Below are 25917 nucleotides of genomic sequence, written 5' to 3'. Positions count from 1 at the left end.
CGCGCACACACGGCACGGCTGCGTCCGCATCTCGGTCCGCGCCACGCGGCTTTCCGCAACCGCCTATAATGTCGGCCCGAACATGGTCCGGCCCGGGCGCCGCGCCGTCCTCCCGCTGTCTCTCCACCGAGTCGTGAACTACGAGCTGCTCTACTGGGCCATGGCCTCGATCGTTGCGCTTGCGTTGTTGGGCGGCTGGCTCAGCGGACGGGCGCGTGCCTTGCGGACGACGCTGGCCAGCGTGCTCGGCTGGGCGCTGCTGGTGGCGGTGGTCGTGTGGGTGTTGAGCCGCGATGGCAATCTGGCCGCACAGGCGCCGCTGCTGGCGGTCGCGGGCGGCATGTTCACGCTGGTGATCGGCGCCGCCGCGGCGCTGCTCACGCGCCGCATCCGCGCCAGCCGCACACCGCCGCGTTGATGCATCGTTACGCCGGGCGCGAGCGCGCCGGCACTTGAAGGAATTCACAATGGAAATCAGCAGCCGCCAGGTCGGCGAATTCGAAGGCGGATTGAGCCTGGACACGTCGATCGACGACGCCGTGATCGCGACCTACGTCGTGCTGGGCGCGCCCGATCTGGACGCCATCGCCGACTTCGTGCCGCCCGAGCGCGTGGGCGAGGGCGCCGCGATCCACGCGGCATCGGTCGACAGCGTCGACCAGGCCCAGGAGCAGATCGACGAGGTGCTCGAGAACATCAACCCCGGCGATCTCGCGGTATTCTTCTGTGCCGACGCCGATTGCTTTGGCGCGGCGCTCGATCTGCTGGGCTTGCCGGTGGATTGATCCGATATTTTTCTCAGTACATACCATGGTTTAAAAACGCGCCGTTTGATTATTAGTAAATGCGGCGCTGCAAATATTTGCGCAACGATTAAGCAGGCGGTTACCCGCGTTTCTATTTGTTGCACTATTGGTACGTAATTTTGAGGATTATGTTGACTTAGGAGGGGATCCTAGCGATAGTGGCGGCACACGAGGTCAAGTGTTGCGAAGTTTGTTCAGTGCCGTGCCTTTTCCGGCGACCGTTATTGTTCTGCTGTCCTCTCCTTGATTGAATCGTGGTCCCGGGCTTAGGCCCATAAAATCTCTAGGAAATACAGTATGGAAACCGGCGTCGTTAAGTGGTTCAACGCAGAAAAAGGCTATGGCTTCATCACCCCGGAAGCGGGTGGTAAGGATCTGTTCGCGCACTTCTCGGAAATTCAAGCCAACGGCTTCAAGTCCCTGGAAGAAAACCAGCGCGTCAGCTTCGTGACGGCCATGGGTCCCAAGGGTCCCCAAGCCACGAAGATTCAGGTCCTGTAAACCAGGTACTGAACGCGAAAAAGCCCCGAAAGGGGCTTTTTTTATGGGTGTCGGCGGCGAGCGTGCCCGCCGCCCCGCAAGGCGCCGCCCACGCGCGCTGCGCGCCGCTGGCGGCCTGGCAGGAGCCCCTGGCATGACCCATGACACCCCCGCCCCGGCGCACGCCGTGGTCTCATTCTGGCGCGACGCAGGCCCCGCGAAGTGGTTCGCCCGCGACGACGCCTTCGACGCCGCCTTCCGTGCACGCTTCCTCGACACGCACTTCGCCGCCGCCCGTGGCGAGCGCTCCGACTGGGAGGGCTCCGCCGAAGGCGTGCTGGCGCTGCTGATCCTGCTCGACCAGTTCCCCCGCAACGCCTTCCGCGGCACCGCCCACATGTTCGCGACCGACGGGCTCGCACTGGCCATCGCGCGCCGTGCCGTTGCGGCCGGACTGGACGTCCAGGTCGAGCCATTACTGCGGCACTTTATTTATTTGCCGTTTGAACATGCAGAAGATATCGACGCCCAAAATGAGGGCGTTTCATTAATGTCCGGGCTCGACGCCGATACATTGCGTTGGGCGATTATTCACCGGGATATTATTGTTCGCTTCGGCCGCTTTCCGCATCGCAATGCCAGTCTCGGGCGCACCACGACGGAAACGGAGCAACGCTTCCTGGACGATGGCGGATTCGCCGGCTGACTGCCGTCGTCCGGGCGCGGGGGCGGGCCGGTCGCAGGTCCGCCAGGGCCGACGCCACTACCCCGCCAAAGTGTTGGATGCACGCGACGCTCTATTGCGCCGCAACAAGACAGGGGTCTCACGACCTTGCAACAAAATATTTCTAATGTAGTGAATTACGAGAACGTTGCGGAACGTTTGACCGTTGTTCCTGCACACACCTACACTGGGCTTGCGAGATCTTCAAGCAGTGTGGGCCCCCGCGCTGGCAGGCACCCGGCGAGCAGTTCAGTCAACGTGTTTTCTTGATCATCTGGCGTTCCGCGATTCGTCGCTATTTGAAGGAAGTCACCATGGCAACCGGCATCGTCAAGTGGTTCAACGCAGAAAAGGGCTACGGTTTCATCATGCCCGATGATGGCAGCAAGGACCTGTTCGCTCACTACTCCGAGATCCGCAGCGAGGGCTACAAGTCGCTGCAGGAAAACCAACGCGTGACCTTCGAGGTCGGCGAAGGTCCCAAAGGCCCGAGCGCAAAGAACATCAAGGTCGCGGCCTGAGTGCCGCTGACCCGGCGGCCCTGGCCGCCATGCAAAAAAGCCCCGGAGACGGGGCTTTTTTTCGTTCTGGGCCGGCGCATGGGCGCGGCCCTGCGGGGCGGGCTCAGTGCCGCGGTGCGTGGTGGTGCCCGCTGTTGGTGAGCCGGTCGACGTAGGCGATGCCGATGGCCGACAGGATGAACACCACGTGGATGATGGTCTGCCACATCACGCCGGTCTCGGTGAAGCGGGCGTTGGCGCTGCCGAGGTTGCCGGCCTCGATGAAGGTGCGCAGCAGGTGGATCGACGAAATGCCGATGATGGCCATGGCCAGCTTGACCTTCAGCACGCTGGCGTTCACGTGGCTCAGCCACTCGGGCTGGTCGGGGTGGCCTTCCAGCCGCAGGCGCGAAACAAAGGTCTCGTAGCCGCCCACGATCACCATCACGAGCAGGTTCGAGATCATCACGACGTCGATCAGGCCCAGCACGATCAGCATGATTTCCATCTCGCCGAACGAGTTGGTGTGCGTCACGAGGTGCCAGAGCTCCTTGAGGAACAGGAACACATAGACGCCCTGGGCGACGATCAGGCCCAGGTAGAGAGGCAGTTGAAGCCAGCGCGAGCTGAAGATCAGGGCGGGCAGCATGCCCAGGCGGGGTTCACGGGGAATAGTCATCTGTTATGTATGCGAGCTGTGGATGCCGGTGCGAGCGGGCGGAATTCTATCAATGCCGCGCTACCGTGGGGCTGTCAGACTGTGTCTGTCGGTGTGGTGTTCCCCGGCCCGTGACGGGGACAGGGAAGGGGGCTTGCGGGGGTTGTGCAACTTTCCGGTAAAATGGCCCGTTTAGCTCGTTTCGTTCTACGTCTGTCTAGCGCGTTTCGTTCTACATCTTCCTCGTTACTCCTTCGGAAAATAGGTCTTTTAATGCAGCCTGTGGTTGAAACCCTCTCCGGCCTCGAGCGCCGTATTGATCTGGCCGTCTCGGTCGCAGACGTCGAAAAGGAAGTCCAGGCGCAACTCAAGCGCGTGGCCCGCACCGCCAAGGTTCCCGGTTTCCGTCCGGGCAAGGCGCCGATGGCCATGATCGAGCGCACCCAGGGCCCCAGCATCCGCTACGACGTGATCAACAGCCAGGTCGGCCGTGCCTTCGAACAGGCCGTCGACGGCGCCAAGCTGCGCGTTGCCGGCATGCCCACCCTCGAACCCAAGACCGAAGGCGTCGACGAAGGCACGCTGGCTTTCAGCGCCACCTTCGAGGTGTATCCGGAAGTCGTGGTGCCCGATCTGGCCGGCCTGGCCGTGACCCGCTACGACACCGAAGTGTCCGACGCCGAAGTCGACAAGACCCTCGACGTGCTGCGCAAGCAACGCGCCACCTTCGAAACCCGCGAAGGCCGTGCCGCCCAGGATGGCGACCGTGTCGTGCTGGACTTCGTCGGCAAGATCGATGACGTCGCCTTCGAAGGCGGCACCGCCGAAAACTTCCCGTTCGTGCTGGGCCAGGGCCGCATGCTGCCCGAGTTCGAAGACGCCGCGCGCGGCCTGAAGGCTGGCGACACCAAGGTCTTCCCGCTCAAGTTCCCCGACGACTACCAGGGCAAGGAAGTGGCCGGCAAGACCGCCGAGTTCACGATCACGATCAAAGAAGTGGCTGAAGGCGTGCTGCCCGAAGTCAACGCCGAGTTCGCCAAGTCGCTGGGCCAGGCCGACGCCGACGTCGAGAAGCTCAAGGCCGACATCCGCACCAACATCGAGCGCGAAGTGAAGGTCCGTTCGCAAGGCCGCACCAAGACCAGCGTCATGGACGCCCTGGTCGAAGCCGCCAAGTTCGACGTGCCCAAGGCGCTGATCAGCAACGACGTGCAAGGCCGCATCGCCGAAGCCCGCGAAGAGCTGAAGCAGCGTGGCGTGCCGAACGCCGAAAACGTGCCGATGCCGGAAGAGATCTTCTCGGCCGAATCCGAGCGCCGCGTGCGCCTGGGCCTGCTGGTCTCCGAGCTGGTCAAGCAGAACCAGCTGCAAGCCAAGCCCGAGCAAGTGCGCGCCCGCATCGAAGAGTTCGCCCAGAACTACGAGCAGCCCGCCCAGGTTGTCAGCTACTATCTGTCCGACCGCCAGCGCCGCGCTGAAATCGAAGCGATCGTGCTGGAGGACAACGTGGTGGCCTACGTGCTGGAAAAGGCCAAGGTTACCGATGAGAAGGTGGCCTTCGACCAGTTGATGGGGATGGCATAAATATGCAGCGTTTCACCGATTTCTATGCAGCAATGAATGGCGGCGCCTCCGTGACGCCGACCGGCCTGGGCTATATCCCGATGGTGATCGAACAGTCGGGGCGCGGCGAGCGTGCCTACGACATCTACTCGCGCCTGCTGCGCGAGCGTTTGATCTTCCTGGTGGGTCCGGTCAATGACGCGACGGCCAACCTGGTCGTCGCCCAGCTGCTGTTCCTGGAATCGGAGAATCCTGACAAGGACATCTCGTTCTACATCAACTCGCCCGGCGGGTCGGTGTATGCCGGGATGGCCATCTACGACACCATGCAGTTCATCAAGCCCGATGTGTCCACGTTGTGCACGGGCCTGGCGGCAAGCATGGGGGCGTTCCTGCTGGCGGCCGGAAAGAAGGGCAAGCGTTTCTCGCTGCCCAACTCCCGCATCATGATTCACCAGCCTTCGGGCGGCGCCCAGGGGCAGGCCACGGACATCCAGATCCAGGCCCGCGAAATCCTGGACCTGCGCGAGCGGCTGAATCGGATCCTGGCCGACAACACCGGCCAGCCCGTGGAACGCATCGCCGTAGACACCGAGCGTGACAACTTCATGTCGGCCGCAGATGCGGTATCGTATGGTCTGGTAGACAAGGTTCTGGCCTCCCGGGCCGACGTGTAAACACACGTCTCCCAGGGCCGTCAGGCCCCCTGTACTGCCGCCAGATTCGATAAGCGTTGAATGTGTGCCCGCCGCTCGCGCGGCGGGCATCCTCACCAGAGATACGAAACACTTATGCCTGAAAAAAAGGGATCGGCAGACGCAAAAGTGCTGCATTGCTCTTTCTGCAACAAGAGCCAGCACGAAGTCCGCAAGCTGATCGCGGGTCCGTCCGTATTCATCTGCGATGAATGCATCGACCTGTGCAACGACATCATCCGCGAGGAGGCGCAAGCCACCGCGCGCGCTGCGATTCGTTCCGAGCTGCCCACCCCGGCTGAGATCAAGACCTTCCTGGATCAATACGTGATCGGCCAGACCGCGCCCAAGCGCATGCTGGCGGTAGCGGTGTACAACCACTACAAGCGTATCCGGCATGGCGAGATCAAGGGCGACGAGGTGGAGCTCTCGAAGAGCAACATCATGCTCATCGGCCCCACCGGCTCGGGCAAGACGCTGCTCGCCCAGACCCTGGCGCGCATGCTGAACGTGCCGTTCGTGATGGCCGACGCCACCACCCTGACCGAAGCCGGTTACGTGGGTGAAGACGTCGAAAACATCATCCAGAAGCTGCTGCAGAACTGCAATTACGATGTCGAGAAGGCGCAACGCGCCATCATCTACATCGACGAAATCGACAAGATCTCGCGCAAGTCCGACAACCCGTCGATCACGCGCGACGTCTCCGGCGAAGGCGTGCAGCAGGCGCTGCTCAAGCTGATCGAAGGTACGGTGGCGTCCGTGCCGCCCCAAGGCGGCCGCAAGCACCCCAACCAGGACTTCGTCCAGGTCGACACGACCAACATCCTGTTCATCGTCGGCGGCGCCTTCGACGGGCTCGAGAAGGTCATCCGCGATCGCACCGAGAAATCGGGCATCGGCTTCTCCGCCTCGGTGCGCGCGAAGTCGGAGCGCGGCGTGGGCGAGCTGTTCAGCGAAGTCGAACCCGAAGACCTGATCAAGTTCGGTCTGATTCCCGAGCTGGTCGGCCGCCTGCCGGTGGTCGCCACGCTCGACGAGCTCGACGAGGCCGCCCTGGTGCAGATCCTCACCGAGCCGAAGAACGCGCTGATCAAGCAGTTCCAGAAGCTGTTCGCCATGGAAGGCGCCGAGCTGGACATCCGGCCCGACGCGCTCAAGGCGATCGCCCGCAAGGCGCTCAAGCGCAAGACCGGGGCCCGTGGCCTGCGGTCGATCCTCGAGGGCGCGCTCCTCGACACCATGTATGACCTGCCCTCCCAGGGCAACGTCAGCCGCGTGGTCGTCGAAGACACCGTCATCGAAGGCGCCGGCAAGCCCCTCCTGATCTACAACGAGGAAGGCGCTGCGCCCGGTAAATCGGGCGAGTCCGAGGTTCGCGACGCCGCAGCCTGAGCGTCGAAGCCGCGTGACGCGCAATGAAAGACAAAAAAACCCGTCTTTGACGGGTTTTTTTGCATTCAGAAAGGGCTTTGATGCCCCACACTTGAATTTTGGGCTATTGTTCCCATATCGGACGTAACCGACGTGAAAAGCCGCTGGCCTAGCCGCGGGTGTTCCTGTCCCTAAAACGTCGAGTCACACGAGGAACCTACCTATGTCTGCTAGCCAGACCCTGCCTTCCGACCCGATCGACCTCCCGCTGCTTCCTTTGCGAGACGTGGTGGTGTTCCCCCATATGGTCATCCCGCTGTTCGTGGGCCGTCCCCGCTCGATCCGAGCGCTCGAGGTGGCCATGGAAGCGGGCAAGAGCATCATGCTGGTGGCGCAGAAATCCGCCGGCAAGGATGACCCGACCCCCGAAGACGTCTATGAAATCGGCTGCGTGGCCGGCATCCTCCAGATGCTCAAGCTGCCCGACGGTACCGTCAAGGTGCTGGTCGAGGGCACCCAGCGCGCCCGCATCGACAGCATCGAAGACGTCGATTCGCACTTCACCTGCCAGGTCACCCCGATCGAGCCCGACACGACCCAGGGTTCCGAGACGGAGGCCCTGCGCCGTGCCATCGTGGCCCAGTTCGAGCAGTACGTGAAGCTCAACAAGAAGATCCCGCCCGAGATCCTGACCTCGCTGGCCGGTATCGACGACGCCGGCCGCCTGGCCGACACCATCGCCGCGCATCTGCCGCTCAAGCTCGAGCAGAAGCAGAAGATGCTCGAGATCATCCCGACCTCCGAGCGTCTCGAAGGCCTGCTCACGCAGCTCGAAACCGAGATCGACATTCTCCAGGTCGAGAAGCGCATCCGCGGCCGCGTCAAGAAGCAGATGGAGAAGAGCCAGCGCGACTACTACCTGAACGAACAGGTCAAGGCCATCCAGAAGGAACTGGGCGAGGGCGAAGAAGGCGCCGACATCGAGGAACTCGAGAAAAAGATCGTCGCCGCGCACATGCCCAAGGAAGCGCGCAAGAAGGCCGACGCCGAGCTCAAGAAGCTCAAGCTGATGTCGCCCATGTCGGCCGAAGCCACGGTCGTGCGCAACTACATCGACACGCTCATCAATCTTCCCTGGAAGAAGAAGAGCAAGATCAACAACTCGCTGGCCAACGCCGAGAAGGTGCTGGACGACGACCACTACGGTCTCGAGAAGGTCAAGGAACGCATCCTCGAGTATCTCGCGGTGCAGCAGCGCGTCGACAAGGTCAAGGCGCCGATCCTGTGCCTGGTCGGCCCTCCGGGCGTGGGCAAGACCTCGCTCGGCCAGTCGATCGCCAAGGCCACGAACCGCAAGTTCGTGCGCATGGCGCTGGGTGGCGTGCGTGACGAGGCCGAGATCCGTGGCCACCGTCGCACCTACATCGGCTCCATGCCGGGCAAGATCGTGCAGAACATGACCAAGGTCGCCGTGCGCAACCCGCTGTTCCTGCTCGACGAGATCGACAAGCTGGGCCAGGACTTCCGTGGCGATCCTTCGTCGGCGCTGCTCGAGGTGCTCGACCCCGAACAGAACCACACCTTCCAGGATCACTACATCGAGGTCGACTTCGACCTGTCGGATGTGATGTTCGTGGCGACCAGCAACACGCTGAACATTCCGCCGGCGCTGCTCGACCGCATGGAAGTGATCCGCCTGTCGGGTTACACCGAAGAGGAAAAGATCCACATCGGCCGCGATCACCTGCTGCCCAAGCTGATGAAGAACAACGGCTTGCGCGAGGATGAGCTCACCGTCGAGGAAAGCGCGCTGCAGGACATCGTGCGCTACTACACCCGCGAAGCGGGTGTGCGTGCGCTCGAGCGCGAAGTCGGCAAGATCTGCCGCAAGGTGGTCAAGAAGCTCCTGACCGAAAAGGACAAGGGCGAGGTGCGTGGCGATGGTCCCGTGACCGTCAATGCCGACAACCTCAACGACTACCTCGGCGTGCGTCGCTACACCTTCGGCATGGCCGAAAAGGAAAACCAGGTCGGTCAGGTGACCGGTCTGGCCTGGACCGAGGTGGGCGGCGATCTGCTGACCATCGAAGTGGCGGACATGCCCGGCAAGGGCGTCATCCAGCGCACCGGTTCGCTCGGCGACGTCATGAAGGAATCGGTCGAGGCCGCGCGTACCGTGGTGCGTTCGCGCGCTCGCCGCCTCGGCTTTGCCGACAGCGTGTTCGAGAAGCACGACATGCACGTGCACGTGCCGGAAGGCGCCACCCCCAAGGATGGCCCGTCTGCCGGTATCGCGATCACGACCGCCATGGTCTCGGCACTGTCGCGCATTCCGGTGCGCGCCGATGTCGCCATGACCGGCGAGATCACGCTGCGTGGTGAAGTGCTGCCGATCGGCGGCCTGAAGGAAAAGCTGCTGGCCGCGCATCGTGGCGGTATCAAGACCGTGCTGATCCCGGAAGAAAACGTGAAGGATCTCGCCGAGATTCCGGACAACGTGAAAAACTTCCTGGAAATCGTGCCGGTCCGCTGGATCGACAAGGTGCTGGAACTGGCGCTCGAGCGCCAGCCCGAGCCGCTCGCCGAGGAAGAAGCCGCCAAGGAACCGCTGGTGGCCAAGCCCGTCGAGTCCGGTTCGACCGACCCGGTGATCAAGCACTGACACCGGCGGCCCGCGCCGCACGACAAGACCGCCCGACGCGTTCGGGCGGTTTTTTTTGGACGCGCGGCGCCGGCTCCCTCGTCCAAATGGAATAGCGGCGTTTCCATTAATTCAAGCAGGGGTGGCGCCCGGCTCTCTAGTATGGCTTCAGGTCGACGCGCAGACGGACGACCATAGACCAAAAAGGGAGACAGGCAATGGATTCGGTATGGCAGGCTGCCCGCATGGGCCGCCCGGACGAGGCCGGGCATTTCTCGAGCGGGGGCGCGCTGGCGCGTCGCGGATGGGCGGCACGGGGCAGGGCGGCGGTGGCCGCCGGCGCCGTGTGCCTGATGGCCGGCGGAGCGGCCGGCGCGGCGTCGCCGGACTGGCCGCAGAAGCCGGTGTCGGTGGTGGTGGCCTTCTCGGCCGGCGGCACGACGGACATCCTGGCGCGCGAGATCGGCGCCTCGCTGACGCAGCGCTGGAAGCAGTCGGTGGTGGTGGAGAACAAGCCCGGCGCGAGCGGCAACATCGGCACGCAGGCCGTGGTCAACTCAGCGCCCGACGGCTACACGCTGCTGATCAACTCGATCGGCCCCATCGCGGTGAATCCGTCGCTCTACCGCAAGCTGCCGTTCGATCCGCAGAAAGACCTCAAGCCCGTGGTGCTGGTGGCCGACGTGCCCAATGTGCTGGTGGTGCATCCGTCGAGCAAGGTCAAGACGCTGCCCGAGCTGGTGAAGCTCATGAAGGACAAGCCCAACAGCTTCAACTGCGCCTCGACCGGCGTGGGCACCGCGGCCCACCTGTCGTGTGCCACCTTCGCGCAGCAGGCCGGCGTGCAGGTCACGCACATCCCCTACAAGGGCGCCGATGCGCTCAATGACCTGCTGGGCGGGCGCGTGCAGTTCATGTTCGCCACGATTCCCTCGGTCATGGGGCACATCCGTTCCGGCGCGCTGGTGCCGATCGCGGTCTCGACGCAGCGGCGCTCGCCCAGCCTGCCCAACGTGCCCACCGTGGCCGAGAGCGGCTATCCGGAGTTCGCGCTGGGTTCGTGGTTCGGCTACTTCGCGCCCAAGGGCACGCCGGATGAGGTGATCGCGCGCATCAACGCCGACGTGAACGAGGTGCTGGCGCGGCCCGAGATCAAGCAGAAGCTGCAGAACGAAGGCGCCGAGGCCATGGGCGGCACGCCGCAGCAGTTCGCCGAGTATGTGCGCACCGAGACCGACAAGTGGGGCAAGGTCGTGCAGCAGCTGGGCGTGGCGCTCGATTGAACCGGCGCAGGAGCACGCAGTGAAAGAAGGACGTTTTGTGGTGGTGAGCACGCGCGCGCTGTCGCCCGAGGCGATGGCGCGCGCGGCGTCGCGCTTCGACTTCCGCGTGGCGCCCGAGCCGGACGCGGACACCTTGCGGGGGCTGCTGCGCGACGCGCATGCCGTGATCGCGCGCGACGACCTGCCGCACGACCTGTGCGAGCACGCGCCCGGGCTGCTCATGGTGGCGCGCCACGGCGTGGGGCTGGACGTGGTGCCGATGCAGGCGTGCGCGCAGCATCAGGTGCTGGTCACCAACGTGCCGGGCGGCAATGCCCGCAGCGTGGCCGAGTTCGCGATCACGCGCATGCTGATGCTGGCGCGCGCGCAGCACCGCGTGGATGCGGATCTGCGCAGCGAGGGCTGGGACGCCACGCGGCGGCGGCACTCCGGCCTGCCCGTCGAGTTGGGCGGACGGCGCGCCGGCATCCTGGGCTATGGCGCCATCGCGGCGGCGTTGGCGGCCATCCTGCACCACGGCTTCGGCATGGAGGTGTGGGTGCACACGCGCGATCCGGCGCGGCTGCCCGACTGGGCGCGGCCGGCCTCGCGCGACGAGATCGCCCGCGGGTGCCATTTCGTGCTGCCCTGCGTGGCGCTCACGCCGCAGACGCGCGGCCTGGTCGATGCGGGCTTCCTGGACGCCATGCGGCCGGACGCCTGGCTGGTGAACATATCGCGCGGCGAGGTGGTGGACCAGGAGGCGCTGATCGCGCGCCTGCGCGCGGGCGCCATCGCCGGCGCCGCGCTGGACGTGGTGCAGGAGCGGCGCCTGCCGCCCGGGCATCCGTTGCTCGCGCTGCCGAACGTACTGGTATCGCCGCATCTGGCGGGCCACACCGCCGACGCCAATCTGCGCAACGGCCTGAGCGCCCTCGACAGCCTCGAGGCCCTGCTGCTGCGCGGCGAATTGCCCGCGCTGGCGGTGAACGCCGAGGCCGCCTGGCCGGGCGTGCGGGCCCGGCGTGATGCGCTGCTGGCGGCGGGAGGGCGGGCCGCCTGAGGCCCGGCGCGCGGTCCGGGCGGCGTTGCGGCACCGCGCCCGCCCAGGCCACGAAAGCTGGTTCGTTCAAAAACGAATCCGTTGCGACCGCAACCTGTGGAGCGCGGCATGCCGATGGGCGAGCGACGAGGGGGCGAAGAAAAGCCCGCTTGCGCGGGCTCTTTCGATGCGGGCTGCGAGGCTCGGTAGAGGGGCCTCAGTGCACGACCCTCAATGCAGGACCTCAGTGCAGGGCCTGCGTGCGGATCAGGCCCACCGCGATGCCCTCCAGCGCGAAATCCTCGTCGCGGCCGACCACGATGGGGCTGAAATCGGGATTTTCGGGCAGCAGCTCGATGCGGCCATTCTGGCGCTGCAGGCGCTTGACGGTGACCTCGTCGCCGATGCGGGCGACCACGATCTGGCCGTTGCGGGCCTCGGCGGCGCGCTTTACGGCGAGCAGGTCGCCTTCGAGGATGCCGACATCGCGCATCGACATGCCGCGCACCTTGAGCAGGTAGTCGGGCTGCTGTGCAAACAGACCGGGATCCACGCCCACTTCGCGTTCGACGTGTTCGGCGGCCAGGATGGGGCTGCCGGCGGCCACGCGGCCCACCAGCGGCAGCAGCAGCTGCGCCAGGGCGGGGATCGGCAGCAGCGACTGGCTGGCGGCGCCATCGGGCTCGGCATCCTTCAGGCGGATGCCGCGCGAGGCGCCGGCCGTGAGCTCGATCGCGCCCTTGCGCGCCAGTGCCTTCAGGTGATCCTCGGCGGCATTGGGCGAGCGGAAGCCGAGCGCCTGGGCGATCTCGGCCCGCGTGGGCGGGAATCCGGTGCGCGCGACGGTTTGCCGGATGAGGTTGAGGATTTCCTGCTGGCGTTCCGTGAGTTTCGTGGCCATGGCAATGATCCGCCGAATGCGGACTGTATGTATATACAGGCGATTGTGGGGGACGAAGCCGAAAAATGCAACTCTGATCGTGACCGTAGCGTGAAATAGGGAGGACCGGGCCCGGGAGGGTCCGGATCGACCCCAGCAAAAAGCCCACCGCGGGCGGTGGGCTTTCTGGCTTGCCGGGGAGCGGTGCGGGCAGGGCGCCCGCGCCGGATCACTTCAGCACGGCGGCGATGGCGCGGGCCACGACGTCGATGTTGCGGCTGTTAAGGGCAGCCACGCAGATGCGGCCGCTGGACACGGCGTACACGCCGTGTTCTTCGCGCAGACGGTCGACCTGGGCCGAGGTCAGGCCCGAGTACGAGAACATGCCGCGCTGCTGCAGCACGAAGCTGAAGTCCTGGGTCGCGCCGGCTTCCTTGATCTTCTCGACCAGTTGCTTGCGCATCGAACGGATGCGGTCGCGCATGCCGGCCAGCTCCTGCTTCCACTCTTCGAGCAGCTCGGGCGTGTTCAGCACGGTCGAGACCACCGTGCCGCCGTGGGTCGGCGGGTTGGAGTAGTTGGTGCGGATCACGCGCTTGAGCTGGCTCAGCACGCGGGTGGCTTCGTCCTTGTTGCCGGCGATCACGGTGAGGGCGCCGACGCGCTCGCCATACAGCGAGAACGACTTCGAGAACGACGAGCTCACGAACATGGTCAGGCCGAGGTCGGCGAACATGCGCACGACCGACGCGTCCTGCTCCAGGTCTTCGCCGAAGCCCTGGTAGGCGATGTCGAGGAACGGCACCAGATTGCGCGCCTTGACGACGTCGGCGATCTGCTTCCATTGCTCGGCCGTGGGATCCACGCCGGTCGGGTTGTGGCAGCACGCGTGCAGCACGACGATGGTCTGCTCGGGCGCAGCCTGCAGGCCGGCGAGCATCGCGTCGAAGTTCAGGCCGCGGGTGGCGGCGTCGTAGTAGGGGTAGGTGCCCACGGTGAAACCGGCGCGCTCGAACAGGGCGCGGTGGTTTTCCCAGCTGGGATCGCTGATCAGGACCTTCGACTGCGGCAGCAGCTGGCGCAGGAAGTCGGCGCCGATCTTCAGCGCGCCGGTGCCGCCCAGGGCCTGGGTGGTCAGGACGCGGCCTTCGGCGGCCAGCTTGGAGTCGTTGCCCAGCAGCAGCGCCTGCGCACCCTTGTTGTAACCGGCGATCCCTTCGATCGGCAGGTAACCGCGGGCGGCGGCGGCTTCGATGCGGGCCATTTCGGCCTTGCGGACGGCGCCGAGCAGCGGGATGCGTCCCTCGTCGTCGTAGTACACGCCCACGCCGAGGTTGACTTTACCGGGGCGAGTGTCAGCGTTGTACTGCTCGTTCAGGCCAAGAATGGGGTCGCGCGGCGCGAGTTCGACGGAATCGAAAAGGGTGCTCATGGGACAGGGGAAGAGTGAGATGGACGCACACCGAGGTGCTATGGATAATGGGGGGTTTACCCTGTAGGACAGTCTAGCATGACCGCTCCTGGATACGTCGAATTCCCCAACAGTCCCTTCCAGCTCTATCAGCCGTATCCGCCGGCGGGCGACCAGCCCACGGCGATCGCGGGGCTGGCGCAGGGAATCGAAGACGGGCTCATGTATCAGACGCTGCTGGGCGTCACGGGCTCTGGCAAGACCTACACCATGGCCAACGTGATTGCCCGGCTGGGTCGGCCGGCGCTCGTGCTCGCGCCCAACAAGACCCTGGCCGCGCAGCTCTATGCCGAAATGCGCGAGTTCTTTCCGAAGAACGCCGTCGAGTATTTCGTTTCCTACTACGACTACTATCAGCCCGAAGCCTACGTGCCGACGCGCGATCTCTTCATCGAGAAGGACTCGTCGATCAACGAGCACATCGAGCAGATGCGCCTGTCGGCCACCAAGAGCCTGCTCGAGCGGCGCGACACGGTGATCGTGGGCACGGTCTCGTGCATCTACGGTATCGGCAATCCCGGCGACTATCACGCCATGGTGCTGATCCTGCGTGCCGGCGACCGCGTCTCGCGCCGCGAGGTGCTCGCGCGCCTGGTGGCGATGCAATACACGCGCAACGACGCCGACTTCACCCGCGGCGCGTTCCGCGTGCGCGGCGAGACCATCGATGTGTTCCCGGCCGAAAGCCCCGAGCTTGCGCTGCGCGTGACGCTGTTCGACGACGAGATCGAAACGCTGGAACTGTTCGATCCGCTCACCGGCAAGGTGCGGCAGAAGGTGCCGCGCTTCACGGTGTATCCCGGCTCGCACTATGTGACGCCGCGCGAGACCGTGCTGCGTGCGATCGAAACCATCAAGGAAGAGCTGCGCGAGCGGCTGTCGTTCTACACGCGCGAGGGCAAGCTGGTGGAGGCGCAGCGGCTCGAGCAGCGCACGCGCTTCGACCTGGAGATGCTGCAGGAGCTGGGCTTCTGCAAGGGCATCGAAAACTACTCGCGCCATCTGTCGGGCGCGGCGCCCGGCGAACCGCCGCCCACGCTGATCGACTACCTGCCGGCCGATGCGCTGATGTTCATCGACGAGAGCCACGTCACGATCGGCCAGCTGGGCGGCATGTTCCGCGGCGACCGCGCGCGCAAGGACACCCTCGTGCAATACGGCTTCCGGCTGCCTTCGGCGCTCGACAACCGGCCGCTGCAGCTCGAGGAATTCGAGGCGCGCATGCGCCAGTGCGTGTTCGTGTCCGCCACCCCGGCGGCCTACGAGCAGGCCCATGCCGACAACGTGGTCGAGCAGGTGGTGCGTCCCACCGGCCTGGTCGATCCGATCGTGGAGGTGCGGCCGGCCCATTCGCAGGTCGACGACCTGCTGGGCGAGATCCGCATCCGCGTGGAGGCGCAGGAGCGGGTGCTGGTCACCACGCTCACCAAGCGCATGGCGGAAGACCTCACCGATTACCTGAGCGAGCATGGCGTGAAGGTGCGCTACCTGCACTCCGACATCGACACGGTCGAGCGCGTCGAGATCCTGCGCGACCTGCGGCTCGGCACCTTCGACGTGCTGGTCGGGATCAACCTGCTGCGCGAAGGCCTCGACATTCCCGAGGTCTCGCTGGTGGCGATCCTGGACGCCGACAAGGAAGGTTTCCTGCGGTCGGAGCGCAGCCTGATCCAGACCATCGGGCGGGCGGCGCGCAACCTGAACGGCCGCGCGATCCTGTATGCCGATCGGATCACCGACTCGATGCGGCGCGCGATCGACGAGACCGAGCGGCGCCGCGCCAAGCAGATCCAGCACAACACCGACCACGGCATCACGGCGCGCGGCGTGAACAAGGCGGTGCGCGAGCTGATCGACGGGGTGGTGGCGCCGGCGAGCCACGACATGCTCGAGGATGCCGTGCCCGCCGCGCTGCTGACCGACGAGAAGGCCCTGGCGCGCGAAATCAAGCGACTCGAGAAGCTCATGATGGACCATGCGCGCAACCTGGAGTTCGAGCAGGCCGCGGCCGCGCGCGACGCGCTCACCGCCCTGAAGAACCGCGTGCTGCTGGACGGCGCCTGATCGCGCCGATCGCGACGGCGGCGGCGCGGCTGAACTCCGGCGCGCCGCCGCGGTCGTACTTGAGCGCGAGGCCGAACGGGATCGCGGCGGCGGGCAGGGCGAGAGGCACTCCCGGCCTTGAAAACCCGACCGTCGCCCGCATCTTCAGCTGACAAGTTGCTGAATTTCGGTGCTTGTAGGGTGGTTTGCAGCGCTTTGTATGGATGTCACAACATACGGGTAAAACGGGGCCGGTTTCAATCCTGAATTCAATTCAGGTAATGCGCATAAGCCATTGTTTCTCAATAAAAAAATGGCTAGTCGGCGGGCCCGTACAATCGCCATCAAACCGCAAAAAAAGCTTGCTAAATTCCGGGTTTTCCCGCACACTTGACACCATGATGACCAAGGTACTTTTCGTTTGCATGGGCAATATCTGTCGCTCGCCGAGCGCAGAAGGTGTGTTCCGCCATCTGGTGGCCGACGCCGGGCTTGCCGACGTCGTGCGGGTTGATTCCGCTGCCACGCATGCCTTCCACATCGGCGAAGCCCCGGATGCCCGGGCCCAGGCCGCTGCCCGCAAGCGCGGCTACGACATCAGCCAGTGCGAAGCGCGTCAGGTGACCGCGGAAGACTTCCGCGACTACGACCTGATCCTCGCCATGGACTGGGACAATCTGTCGGCGCTGCAGCAGCAGTGCCCGAAGGCCTATCAGCACAAGCTCATGCTGCTGATGCGCTTCGCCAACGAATTCGAAGAGGCCACCGTGCCCGACCCCTATTACGGTGGTCCGGAAGGTTTCGGCAAGGTGCTCGATTATCTCGAAGATGCCTGTCAGGGTGTGCTGGAGCTGGTGCGCAAGCGCGCCACGCAATACCAGGCCGCCTGATCCGGTTTGCCCAGGGGCGCCCTTGGGTGCCTCTCACGCATTCCCGACCGCGCCTTGAGCGCGGTTTTTTCCGGCCGAGATACTTAGCAATTTACTCGGGAATTTGGTATACTTGAGGCAATTACTCAAGTATTGGCTTTCCCGCCGTCCCCGCCCCAGTGGCCCGGGCGGGCAGGGTGCTCAAACGGATTCAGGAAACCTACCATGCGGCTAACTACCAAAGGGCGTTTCGCCGTGACTGCCATGATCGATCTGGCTATGCGGCAACATAGCGGCCCGGTCACTCTCGCGGCGATCAGCCAGCGCCAGAATATTTCCCTCTCCTACCTGGAACAGCTGTTCGGCAAGCTGCGCCGCCACGAGCTCGTGGACAGCGTGCGCGGCCCGGGCGGCGGTTACTCGCTTGCCCGCCTGGCGCGCAACGTCACGGTCGCCGACATCATCTTCGCCGTCGACGAGCCGCTCGACGCCACCAGCTGTGGTGGCAAGCGCGACTGCACCAGCGGCAACGACGGCAAGCCCGGCAAGTGCATGACGCACGAGCTGTGGGCCACGCTGAATCGCAAGATGGTCGACTACCTGGACTCCGTGTCGCTCCAGGACCTGGTCGACCAGCAACGCGTGCGCCAGCTGCAGGAAGCCAACAATCAAGCACAAGGCTGTTCGGTGCGGGTCAACCGTGTGGGGGCCGGCGCGAGTGCCGCCAATGCGCCCAGTACCACCGTCGCCGCCAACGCCACCGTCTAAGCAGGAGTAGTACCCCATGAGCAATCGTCCCATCTACCTCGACTATTCGGCAACGACGCCGGTCGACCCGCGCGTGGTCGAAAAAATGATTCCCTGGCTGTACGACAACTTCGGCAATCCCGCCTCGCGCAGCCATGCGTTCGGCTGGGATGCGGAAGAGGCCGTCGAGAAGGCGCGTGAAGAAGTGGCGAAGCTGGTCAACGCCGATCCGCGCGAGATCATCTGGACCTCCGGCGCCACCGAATCCGACAACCTGGCGATCAAGGGTGCGGCCAATTTCTACGCCGAACGCGGCAAGCACATCATCACCGTCAAGACCGAGCACAAGGCCGTGCTGGACACCTGTCGCGAACTCGAGCGCCAGGGCTTCGAGGTGACCTACCTCGACGTCAAGGAAGACGGTCTGCTCGACCTGGACGTCTTCAAGCAGGCGCTGCGCCCCGACACGATCCTGGTGTCGGTGATGATGGTGAACAACGAAATCGGCGTCATCCAGGACATCGAAACCATCGGCGAGATCTGCCGCGAGAAGGGCATCATCTTCCACGTCGACGCGGCGCAGGCCACCGGCAAGGTCGAGATCGACCTGCAGAAGCTCAAGGTCGACCTGATGGCGTTCTCGGCCCACAAGACCTACGGCCCCAAGGGCATCGGCGCCCTGTACGTGCGCCGCAAGCCGCGCGTGCGCATCGAAGCGCAGATCCACGGCGGCGGTCACGAGCGCGGTTTCCGCTCGGGCACGCTGGCCACGCACCAGATCGTCGGCATGGGCGAGGCGTTCCGCATCGCTCGCGAAGAGATGGGCACCGAGAACGAACGCGTTCGCATGCTGCGCGATCGCCTGCTGGCCGGCCTGTCGCAGATCGAAGAGACCTACGTCAACGGCGACATGGAACGCCGCGTGCCGCATAACCTGAACATCAGCTTCAACTACGTCGAAGGCGAGTCCCTGATCATGGCGATCAAGGAACTGGCCGTCTCCAGCGGTTCGGCCTGCACCTCGGCCAGCCTGGAGCCCTCGTACGTCCTGCGCGCCCTGGGCCGCAACGACGAGCTCGCGCACAGCTCGATCCGCTTCACGCTGGGCCGCTTCACGACCCAGGAAGAAGTCGACTTCACGATCGAGCTGCTCAAGAGCCGCGTCGGCAAGCTGCGCGACATGTCGCCGCTGTGGGAGATGGCGCAAGACGGCATCGACCTCAACAGCGTGCAGTGGGCGGCGCACTGAGCGCCCGGCGCTCACCCGCGGAAACAGCAGAAGAGAATACGGAGAAACATCATGGCATACAGCACCAAGGTCCTGGACCACTATGAAAACCCGCGCAACGTGGGTTCGTTCGAAAAGGGCGACGACTCGATCGGCACCGGCATGGTCGGCGCGCCCGCCTGTGGCGACGTCATGAAGCTGCAGATCAAGGTCAGCCCCACCGGCGTGATCGAAGACGCGCGTTTCAAGACCTACGGCTGCGGCTCGGCGATCGCCTCGAGCTCGCTGGTCACCGAGTGGGTCAAGGGCAAGACGCTCGACGAAGCGCTCAACATCCGCAACACGCAGATCGCCGAAGAACTGGCCCTGCCGCCCGTGAAGATCCACTGCTCGATCCTGGCCGAAGACGCCATCAAGGCGGCCGTCCAGGACTACAAGACCAAGCACGGCGCCACCGAGGCCGTGACGGCAGACTGACATGGCCATCACGCTGACCCAACAGGCGGCCAACCATATCGGCCGCTATCTCCAGAAGCGCGGCAAGGGTATCGGGCTGCGGCTGGGCGTGCGCACGACGGGTTGCTCCGGCATGGCGTACAAGCTCGAGTATGTGGATGAAGTGCAGGCCGAAGACCAGGTCTTCGAGAGTTTCGGCGTGAAGGTGTTCGTCGATCCCAAGAGCATGCCCTACATCGACGGCACCGAGCTCGACTACGCGCGCGAAGGGCTGAACGAAGGCTTCAAGTTCCAGAACCCGAACGAGAAGGCGAGCTGCGGTTGCGGCGAGTCGTTCACGGTGTAATGGCCGGCGACGACCACTTCAGCCTGTTCGGGCTGCCGCAGCGCTTCGCGCTGGACGAGGCCGGCCTGGAGCAGGCCTGGCGCACGGTCGCCGCGCGCGTGCACCCCGACCGCTACGCCACCGCGAGCGCCGCCGAGCGCCGCGTGGCGATGCAGTGGGCCGCGCGCGCCAACGAAGCCTACCGCCAGCTGCGCGATCCGCTGTTGCGGGCGCGTTATCTGGTCGAGCAGGCCGGCATCGACCTGCAGACCGAGAGCAACACGGCCATGGCGCCAGCGTTCCTGATGCAGCAGATGACGTGGCGCGAGATGCTCGACGACGCGCGCCAGGATCCCGAGGCGGCCGCCACGCTCGAGCGCGAGCTGGGCGCAGCGCGCGCCGAGATGCGCGCCACGCTCACCGAGCTGCTCGACGTCCGCCAGGATTACACGGCTGCCGGTGCGCGCGTGCGCGAGTGGATGTTCATCGAGAAAATTGCCCAGGAACTGGCCGCCGCGCGTCCGCTTGCCTGAGGCGCGCCGCGCCGGGCGCGTCGCCGCAGTGGCGGGCGGCCCGGTGCCAGGCCTAAAAAACTTTCCACAGAAACATGGCTTTATTGCAGATTTCCGAACCGGGTGATTCGCCCGCGCCGCACCAGCGCAAGCTCGCGGTGGGCATCGACCTCGGCACGACCAATTCGCTGGTCGCCTCCGTGCGCAGCAGCGTCGCCGAAGTGCTGCCCGATGCCGATGGCCATGTGCTGCTGCCCTCGGCGGTGCACTATCGCGCCGACGGCGGCGCGACCACCGGCCGCGCCGCGTTGGCCCAGCAGACGCAGGACCCGCAGAACACCATCGTGTCGGTCAAGCGCTTCATGGGCCGCTCGGCCGATGATGCGCGCGCCAGCGGCGCTCCTTACGAATTCGTCGACGCGCCCGGCATGGTGCGCCTGCGCACCCGCCAGGGCGATCTCAGCCCGGTCGAGGTGTCGGCGCAGATCCTGGCGGTGCTGCGCCAGCGCGCCGAAGACGTGCTGGGCGACGACCTCGTGGGCGCCGTCATCACGGTACCGGCCTATTTCGACGACGCGCAGCGCCAGGCGACGCGCGACGCCGCGAAGCTGGCCGGCCTCAATGTGCTGCGCCTGCTCAACGAACCGACCGCGGCCGCCATCGCCTACGGGCTGGACCAGGCCGCCGAGGGCGTGTACGCGGTCTATGACCTGGGTGGCGGCACCTTCGACATCTCGGTCCTGCGCCTGACCAAGGGCGTGTTCGAGGTGATCGCCACCGGCGGCGACACCGCGCTGGGCGGCGACGATTTCGATGCGCTGATCTCGGCCAGGGTGCAGGACGCGCAGCAGCTCGGCGAGCTGTCGCTGGGCGAGCGCCGCGCGTTGCTGGTGGCCGCAAGGCAGGCGCGCGAGGCGCTCACCGACGCCGACACCGTCACGCTCGGCCTGACGCTGGCCGATGGCCGCGCCGTGGCGCAGCCGGTCTCGCGCGCCGAGTTCGAACAATGGTCGCAGCCGCTGGTCGCGCGCACGCTGGACGCGGCGCGCCGCGCCTTGCGCGACGCCGGCCTGGCCGTGAACGAGGTCAAGGGCGTGGTGATGGTGGGCGGCGCGACGCGCATGCCCGTGGTGCGCCAGGCCGTCGGCGGCCTGTTCGGCACCGAGCCGCTGGTGGACCAGGATCCCGACCAGGTGGTGGCGCTGGGCGCCGCCCTGCAGGCCAATCTGCTGGCGGGCAATCGCGCGCCGGGCGAAGACTGGCTGCTGCTCGACGTCACGCCGCTGTCGCTCGGTCTCGAGACCATGGGCGGGCTGGTCGAGCGCGTCATCCCGCGCAACAGCACCATTCCCGTGGCGCGCGCGCAGGAATTCACCACGTTCAAGGACGGCCAGAGCGCCATGAGCGTGCACGTGGTGCAGGGCGAGCGCGACCTGGTGTCGGATTGCCGTTCGCTGGCGCGCTTCGAGCTGCGCGGCATTCCGCCCATGGTGGCGGGCGCCGCGCGTATCCGTGTGACCTTCCAGGTCGATGCGGACGGACTATTGAGCGTGACGGCGCGCGAGCAGAGCACCGGTGTCGAAGCCGCGGTCACCGTCAAACCCTCCTATGGCCTGTCCGACGACGAAATCACGCGCATGCTGTCCGAAGGCGTGTCGCAGGCGGATGCCGATGCTCGCGCCCGGATGTTGCGCGAGCAACAAGTCGAGGCGGCGCAGCTGGTGGAGTCGGTCACGGCCGCGCTGGCCGTCGACGGCGATCTGCTCGATGCGGCCGAGCGCGAACGGGTGGACGCGGCGCTGGCCGGCGCATCCGCCGCGCGCAATGCCGACGACGTCGACGCGGTGCGTGCCGCCGTGCAGGCGCTGTCGGATGCGACCGAAGACTTCGCCGCACGCCGCATGGACCGCAGCATCCGCGCCGCGCTGGCTGGCCGCAACCTCGACGAACTCGCCTGATACCGTTATGCCCAAACTGACCATACTGCCCCATCCCGAGATCTGCCCCGAAGGCAAGGTGATCGAGAACGCGCCCAAGGGCGTGTCGATCTGCCGCGTGATGCTCGACAACGACGTCGACATCGACCACGCGTGCGAGCTCTCCTGTGCGTGTACGACCTGCCACGTGATCGTGCGCCAGGGGCTGTCCTCGCTCGAAGACGCCACCGACGCCGAAGAGGATCTGCTCGACAAGGCCTGGGGCCTGACCTCCAGCTCGCGCCTGTCGTGCCAGGCCATCATCGAAGATGCGGACCTGACCGTCGAGATTCCGAAGTACACCATCAATCACGCCAAGGAAGATCACTGACATGAAGTGGGTCGACACCTACGAGATTGCGGCCGCCCTGGTCGACACGCACCCCGACGTGGATCCCGCCACGGTGCGCTTCACGCAGCTGCGCGCCTGGGTGCTGGCGCTGCCCGGCTTCAACGATGATCCCGCGCACAGCGGCGAGAAGATCCTCGAGGCCATCCAGCAGGCCTGGATCGACGAGGCCGACTGAGCCTCGCAGGCCGCAGGACAGCAGGGCCCCGCCGCGCGGGGCCTTGTGCTTTGCGGGTCCGCCGCCGCGCCTGCGGGGGCACCTGCAGCCGCACCGGCGGCCGCACCTGCGGTCGCACCTTCCCGCAATGCGGGACCTGGCGCGCGCGGTTGCGCGCTGTCATCGTCCTGGCGGTATCATCGGCAGGCAGGCTCGCCCGCGCGCCTGCGCCGCCGGCTCCGCGCCGCCCTCATTCCTCGTGTTCCGTCCATGACCGCTCCCCGCCTGCGCTTTGGCCTCGCCGCCAACCGACTCCATCACGAAACGCCCGACGCGGCCCTGTTCACCTGGCTGCGCGCCTGTTCGGCCACCATCCGCGAGATGGGCGTCCAGCTGCACACGGTGGGCCGCACCCACGACGCCATCGTGCGCGAGGGCATGCTGCAGGGCTACAACGGCCTGATCCGCTACCCGTATGGGCGCGAGGGCGGGCTGATGAAGCTGGTGGCGCGCGTCACCGAGGGCCGTGACGGCGAGGCGCCGTTCGACGGCGCGATCTACCTGATCGACCCGGTCGACCCGTCGTCGATCTTTCCCGAGGCGCTCGCGCTCAAGCGCCAGTGCATCACGCATGGCCGGCCCTTCATCTCCACGCTGGCCGGCGCCATCGAGTGGATCGAGATCGAGCGCGTGCACGCCGGACTCGCCCCGGATCCCGCGCTGTCGCGTTATTTCCATTTCGACGGGCAGACGCTCGCGCTGATCTCGCACGATGCGCTGAAGGATGAGATGGTGGCCTTCGCCGACGCGTACTTCGACGTGCTGTCGCAGTTTTCCCGTCGTGTCGCCACCGGCACCACCGGCGGCCGCCTGAACGAGCTGGCCTGGTCGCGCGGCTGGCCCAAGGACAAGCCCTGGGTGCATCGCTATCTCAGCGGCCCGCTCGGCGGCGACGCCCAGATCGCCGAGCTGGTGCTCGAGCATCAGTGCCAGCGCGTGATCTTCTTCGAAGACCCGCACGTGGCACGCCAGCACGAGGCCGACATCCAGCTGCTCGAGCGTGCCGTGCGCGTGGTCACGCAATCGGCCGCGTGCGCCACGTCGCCCACCGTGGCGCGACGCTGGGCCGACGCGGTGCGCAAGCGCGCCGCCGCCTGAGCGCGCCGAATGCCAAAAAGCCACCCCTCGGGGTGGCTTTTTGTTTGCAGGCCGCTGAGGCGCGTGGCGTCGAGCGACTGAGACGTGCCGAGCAGGCTATCGCGCGCGGCGCCGGTCTTTGAAGCGCGTCCTCCGCTCGCTCGATCTCGACCTCCCTCCGCCTTCTCCCATATGTCGCTCGCCGGCGCGACGCGGGCGGGAAGGGCGCGCGCTCGTCAGCGGATTGCTTCGGGCCGGCGCGTTGCAGCTGTCCGAGTTTCGGTAGTCGTGCCGAGCGGCAAGCATCCCGGAGGGTGTATCTCCGAGCCCCGGCGACGTGCCGTTTTCAGGAGGATGCGACGCTTGGTTACCCATTTCGATGACTGTTTGTAAATTCATCGGAACATTGGGCGTATTTGTTACGTTTAAATATCAAATTGAAATATGTGCCGTATTAATGTTAAAACTCTGTTTCTCCTGGACACAAATCCCGGTAAACGGGGAGGACGACATGCTGCGGGTATTGTTGGGGGCGGGACTGGTATTGGGCTTGGCCGGCTGTGCGGCAACGCACCAGAGCAAGGTGGGCGAGAGTACGGTGGATCTGGGCCATGGTCGGCTGCAGGACGCCATCGTGAAGGTCGACAATCAACTGCGCACCGGTAACCCCGGCGACCTGTTGCTCAACCTGGAGAAGGGCGAACTGCTGCGCATCGCCGGCCAGTATGGCGACAGCATGAGCGCCTTCGAGACCGCGGACACCAGCGTCAAGCAATGGGAAGAGACCGCGCGGGGCACGCTGAGCGAAGTGGCGTCGCAGGTGGGCGCAACCATTCTCGGCGACGGCAACCGCACGTACGAGGCGCAGGATTACGAGAAGGTCATGCTGACCACCGTGATGGCGCTCAATCGGCTGTCGCAGGGCGATCTTGAGAATGCCCGCGTCGACATCAAGCGCACGCACGAACGCGAGGCGTTGATCGCCGAGTATCGCGCCCGTCAGACCGAGGCCGCGGAAGAGAAGGCCAAGGAAGAGGGCGCGCAGACCAAGCAGCAGGACCTCAAGGGCTATCCGATCGAGACCCTGAACGATCCCGAGGTGCTGGCGCTCAAGAATGGCTACCAGAATGCGCTGAGCCACTACCTCTCCGGTTTCGTCTATGAAGTGCTGAACGAACCCAGCCTCGCGGCGCCCGGCTATCGCCAGGCGATCGAGCTGCGGCCCGACAGCCCGGTGCTCGAGCAGGGCCTGAGCGGCCTGTCGGAGCGCGGCGCGCAGCAGCGCGGCAATGGTCAGACCGACGTGCTGTTCGTGATCGAGGCCGGCAATGCGCCCGCCCGCGAATCGCGCAAGTTCATGTTCCCGGTGCCGACGGGCTCGGGCATTGCGATGGTCGGCATGTCGTATCCCGTGATCAGCCCCATCGCCGAAGTCGAGTCCATGAGCAAGATCTCGGTGGGCGAAACCACGCTGCCGGTGAGCCTCGTGGCCGATTTCAACGTGATGGCGCGACGCGCCTTGAAGGATGACCTGCCCGGCATGCAGACGCGCGCCGCGGTGCGCATGGTGGCCAAGGCGGCGGCCCAGGTCGTGGCGCAGAAGGAGGGCGGCCTGATCGCCGGCCTGATCGCCAACGTCGCCGCCGTGGTGGCCGAGCCGCCCGCCGACGACCGCCTGTGGCGCACGCTGCCGGGCCGCGTATACGTGGCGCGCGGCTTCATGCCCGCCGGCGACTACGCGCTGACCTTGCCGGGCGTGGCGCAGGCGCCGCAGAAGATCAGCGTGAGCGGACGCCACATGATCGTGCCGCTGCGCATGTATCCCGCCGTGACCTATCTGGGCGAGGCGGGCCGCTTCGGCGAGCTCGCCAAACAGGCGGTGGTCGACGAGCCGGCGCCGAAGAAACGCGGCGCCAAGCGCGCCGCGCCGCCGAAGGCGCCGGAAAAATCGGCACTGCTGCAGTAAGCGGCGGGCGGGTTTCAACCTTTTTTTACTGCCCTGCGGGGCAAGCATCCAGGCAT

Annotated in this window: 26 protein-coding genes; 23 read left to right on the top strand and 3 right to left on the bottom strand. The window is 65.7% G+C overall.

The features are described 5' to 3' along the window. Positions 1-133 precede the first annotated feature (133 nt). The 5 genes from CEG14_RS14370 to CEG14_RS14350 all read left to right on the top strand — a co-directional run bounded on the left by CEG14_RS14370 (position 134) and on the right by CEG14_RS14350 (position 2531). Positions 134-418 carry a hypothetical protein gene (locus tag CEG14_RS14370; protein WP_094827015.1) on the top strand — a complete coding sequence of 95 codons (285 nt, stop codon included), beginning with the start codon at positions 134-136 and terminating at the stop codon, positions 416-418. A 49-nt stretch (positions 419-467) separates the two neighbouring features. After that, the gene (locus CEG14_RS14365) at positions 468-785 is read left to right on the top strand and encodes a hypothetical protein (RefSeq protein ID WP_094827014.1); all 318 of its coding nucleotides are present in this window, start codon (positions 468-470) and stop codon (positions 783-785) included. A gap of 318 nt (positions 786-1103) precedes the next feature. After that, positions 1104-1307 carry a cold-shock protein gene (locus tag CEG14_RS14360; protein ID WP_094799039.1) on the top strand — a complete coding sequence of 68 codons (204 nt, stop codon included), beginning with the start codon at positions 1104-1106 and terminating at the stop codon, positions 1305-1307. Between the two features lie 133 nt (positions 1308-1440). Beyond that, the gene (locus CEG14_RS14355; protein ID WP_094827013.1) at positions 1441-1992 is read left to right on the top strand and encodes a DUF924 family protein; all 552 of its coding nucleotides are present in this window, start codon (positions 1441-1443) and stop codon (positions 1990-1992) included. 332 nt (positions 1993-2324) lie between these two features. Further along, complete coding sequence (locus CEG14_RS14350) at positions 2325-2531, top strand: cold-shock protein (protein ID WP_094827546.1); 207 nt, start codon at positions 2325-2327, stop codon at positions 2529-2531. Positions 2532-2634: 103 nt separating this feature from the next. Here the strand turns inward: CEG14_RS14350 and CEG14_RS14345 are convergent, their stop codons facing one another. Continuing rightward, positions 2635-3189, bottom strand: a complete 555-nt coding sequence (locus CEG14_RS14345; protein ID WP_094827012.1) for a TIGR00645 family protein — start codon at positions 3187-3189, stop codon at positions 2635-2637. A 252-nt stretch (positions 3190-3441) separates the two neighbouring features. On the opposite strand from CEG14_RS14345, the gene tig reads away from it, so the two are divergent. The 6 genes from tig (at position 3442) to CEG14_RS14315 (ending at position 11766) form a co-directional block, all read left to right on the top strand. Continuing rightward, a complete protein-coding gene (gene tig, locus CEG14_RS14340; RefSeq protein ID WP_094827011.1) occupies positions 3442-4752 on the top strand; it encodes a trigger factor in 1311 nt (436 codons plus the stop codon). Between the two features lie 2 nt (positions 4753-4754). Continuing rightward, entirely contained in the window at positions 4755-5408 is a 654-nt protein-coding gene (gene clpP / locus CEG14_RS14335; RefSeq protein ID WP_094827010.1) for an ATP-dependent Clp endopeptidase proteolytic subunit ClpP, read from the top strand. 114 nt (positions 5409-5522) lie between these two features. Further along, positions 5523-6821, top strand: coding sequence for an ATP-dependent Clp protease ATP-binding subunit ClpX (clpX, locus tag CEG14_RS14330; RefSeq protein ID WP_094827009.1), 1299 nt, complete (start codon positions 5523-5525; stop codon positions 6819-6821). 202 nt (positions 6822-7023) lie between these two features. Beyond that, complete coding sequence (gene lon / locus CEG14_RS14325; protein WP_094827008.1) at positions 7024-9462, top strand: endopeptidase La; 2439 nt, start codon at positions 7024-7026, stop codon at positions 9460-9462. A 197-nt stretch (positions 9463-9659) separates the two neighbouring features. Then, positions 9660-10724, top strand: coding sequence for a Bug family tripartite tricarboxylate transporter substrate binding protein (locus CEG14_RS14320; RefSeq protein WP_256985706.1), 1065 nt, complete (start codon positions 9660-9662; stop codon positions 10722-10724). Between the two features lie 19 nt (positions 10725-10743). Next, positions 10744-11766, top strand: coding sequence for an NAD(P)-dependent oxidoreductase (locus CEG14_RS14315; RefSeq protein ID WP_179280600.1), 1023 nt, complete (start codon positions 10744-10746; stop codon positions 11764-11766). Between the two features lie 223 nt (positions 11767-11989). Here the strand turns inward: CEG14_RS14315 and lexA are convergent, their stop codons facing one another. Continuing rightward, a complete protein-coding gene (gene lexA, locus CEG14_RS14310; protein WP_094827005.1) occupies positions 11990-12646 on the bottom strand; it encodes a transcriptional repressor LexA in 657 nt (218 codons plus the stop codon). 208 nt (positions 12647-12854) lie between these two features. Next, positions 12855-14057 carry an amino acid aminotransferase gene (locus tag CEG14_RS14305; protein ID WP_094827004.1) on the bottom strand — a complete coding sequence of 401 codons (1203 nt, stop codon included), beginning with the start codon at positions 14055-14057 and terminating at the stop codon, positions 12855-12857. Between the two features lie 78 nt (positions 14058-14135). Between CEG14_RS14305 and uvrB the strand changes: the two genes are divergently transcribed. The 12 genes from uvrB to CEG14_RS14245 all read left to right on the top strand — a co-directional run bounded on the left by uvrB (position 14136) and on the right by CEG14_RS14245 (position 25861). Continuing rightward, positions 14136-16160, top strand: a complete 2025-nt coding sequence (gene uvrB, locus CEG14_RS14300) for an excinuclease ABC subunit UvrB (RefSeq protein WP_094827003.1) — start codon at positions 14136-14138, stop codon at positions 16158-16160. Between the two features lie 377 nt (positions 16161-16537). Then, positions 16538-17029: a low molecular weight protein-tyrosine-phosphatase gene (locus CEG14_RS14295; protein ID WP_094827002.1), complete on the top strand. Its 492-nt coding sequence runs from the start codon at positions 16538-16540 to the stop codon at positions 17027-17029. A 204-nt stretch (positions 17030-17233) separates the two neighbouring features. Next, entirely contained in the window at positions 17234-17776 is a 543-nt protein-coding gene (gene iscR, locus CEG14_RS14290) for a Fe-S cluster assembly transcriptional regulator IscR (protein WP_094827001.1), read from the top strand. Positions 17777-17792: 16 nt separating this feature from the next. Next, entirely contained in the window at positions 17793-19004 is a 1212-nt protein-coding gene (locus CEG14_RS14285) for an IscS subfamily cysteine desulfurase (protein WP_094827000.1), read from the top strand. Between the two features lie 51 nt (positions 19005-19055). Beyond that, the gene (gene iscU, locus CEG14_RS14280; RefSeq protein ID WP_094826999.1) at positions 19056-19460 is read left to right on the top strand and encodes a Fe-S cluster assembly scaffold IscU; all 405 of its coding nucleotides are present in this window, start codon (positions 19056-19058) and stop codon (positions 19458-19460) included. A 1-nt stretch (position 19461) separates the two neighbouring features. After that, complete coding sequence (iscA, locus tag CEG14_RS14275; RefSeq protein WP_094826998.1) at positions 19462-19785, top strand: iron-sulfur cluster assembly protein IscA; 324 nt, start codon at positions 19462-19464, stop codon at positions 19783-19785. Continuing rightward, entirely contained in the window at positions 19785-20297 is a 513-nt protein-coding gene (gene hscB / locus CEG14_RS14270) for a Fe-S protein assembly co-chaperone HscB (protein WP_094826997.1), read from the top strand. The genes iscA and hscB overlap by 1 nt, the downstream gene beginning before the upstream one ends. Before the next feature lie 74 nt (positions 20298-20371). Further along, on the top strand, positions 20372-22234 hold the full coding sequence (gene hscA, locus CEG14_RS14265; protein WP_094826996.1) for a Fe-S protein assembly chaperone HscA: 1863 nt from the start codon (positions 20372-20374) through the stop codon (positions 22232-22234). A gap of 7 nt (positions 22235-22241) precedes the next feature. After that, complete coding sequence (gene fdx, locus CEG14_RS14260; protein ID WP_094826995.1) at positions 22242-22583, top strand: ISC system 2Fe-2S type ferredoxin; 342 nt, start codon at positions 22242-22244, stop codon at positions 22581-22583. 1 nt (position 22584) lies between these two features. Beyond that, complete coding sequence (gene iscX / locus CEG14_RS14255; RefSeq protein WP_094826994.1) at positions 22585-22779, top strand: Fe-S cluster assembly protein IscX; 195 nt, start codon at positions 22585-22587, stop codon at positions 22777-22779. A 249-nt stretch (positions 22780-23028) separates the two neighbouring features. After that, positions 23029-23916, top strand: coding sequence for a methylglyoxal synthase (locus CEG14_RS14250; RefSeq protein WP_094826993.1), 888 nt, complete (start codon positions 23029-23031; stop codon positions 23914-23916). Positions 23917-24478: 562 nt separating this feature from the next. Next, positions 24479-25861, top strand: coding sequence for a COG3014 family protein (locus CEG14_RS14245; RefSeq protein WP_141243349.1), 1383 nt, complete (start codon positions 24479-24481; stop codon positions 25859-25861). Positions 25862-25917: the final 56 nt, after the last annotated feature.

The sequence above is a fragment of the Bordetella genomosp. 1 genome (genome assembly GCF_002261335.1).
Taxonomy (GTDB): Bacteria; Pseudomonadota; Gammaproteobacteria; order Burkholderiales; family Burkholderiaceae_B; genus Bordetella.
The sequence above is the reverse complement of the archived record's forward strand: the minus strand, read 5'-3'. Positions and strand labels throughout refer to the sequence as shown.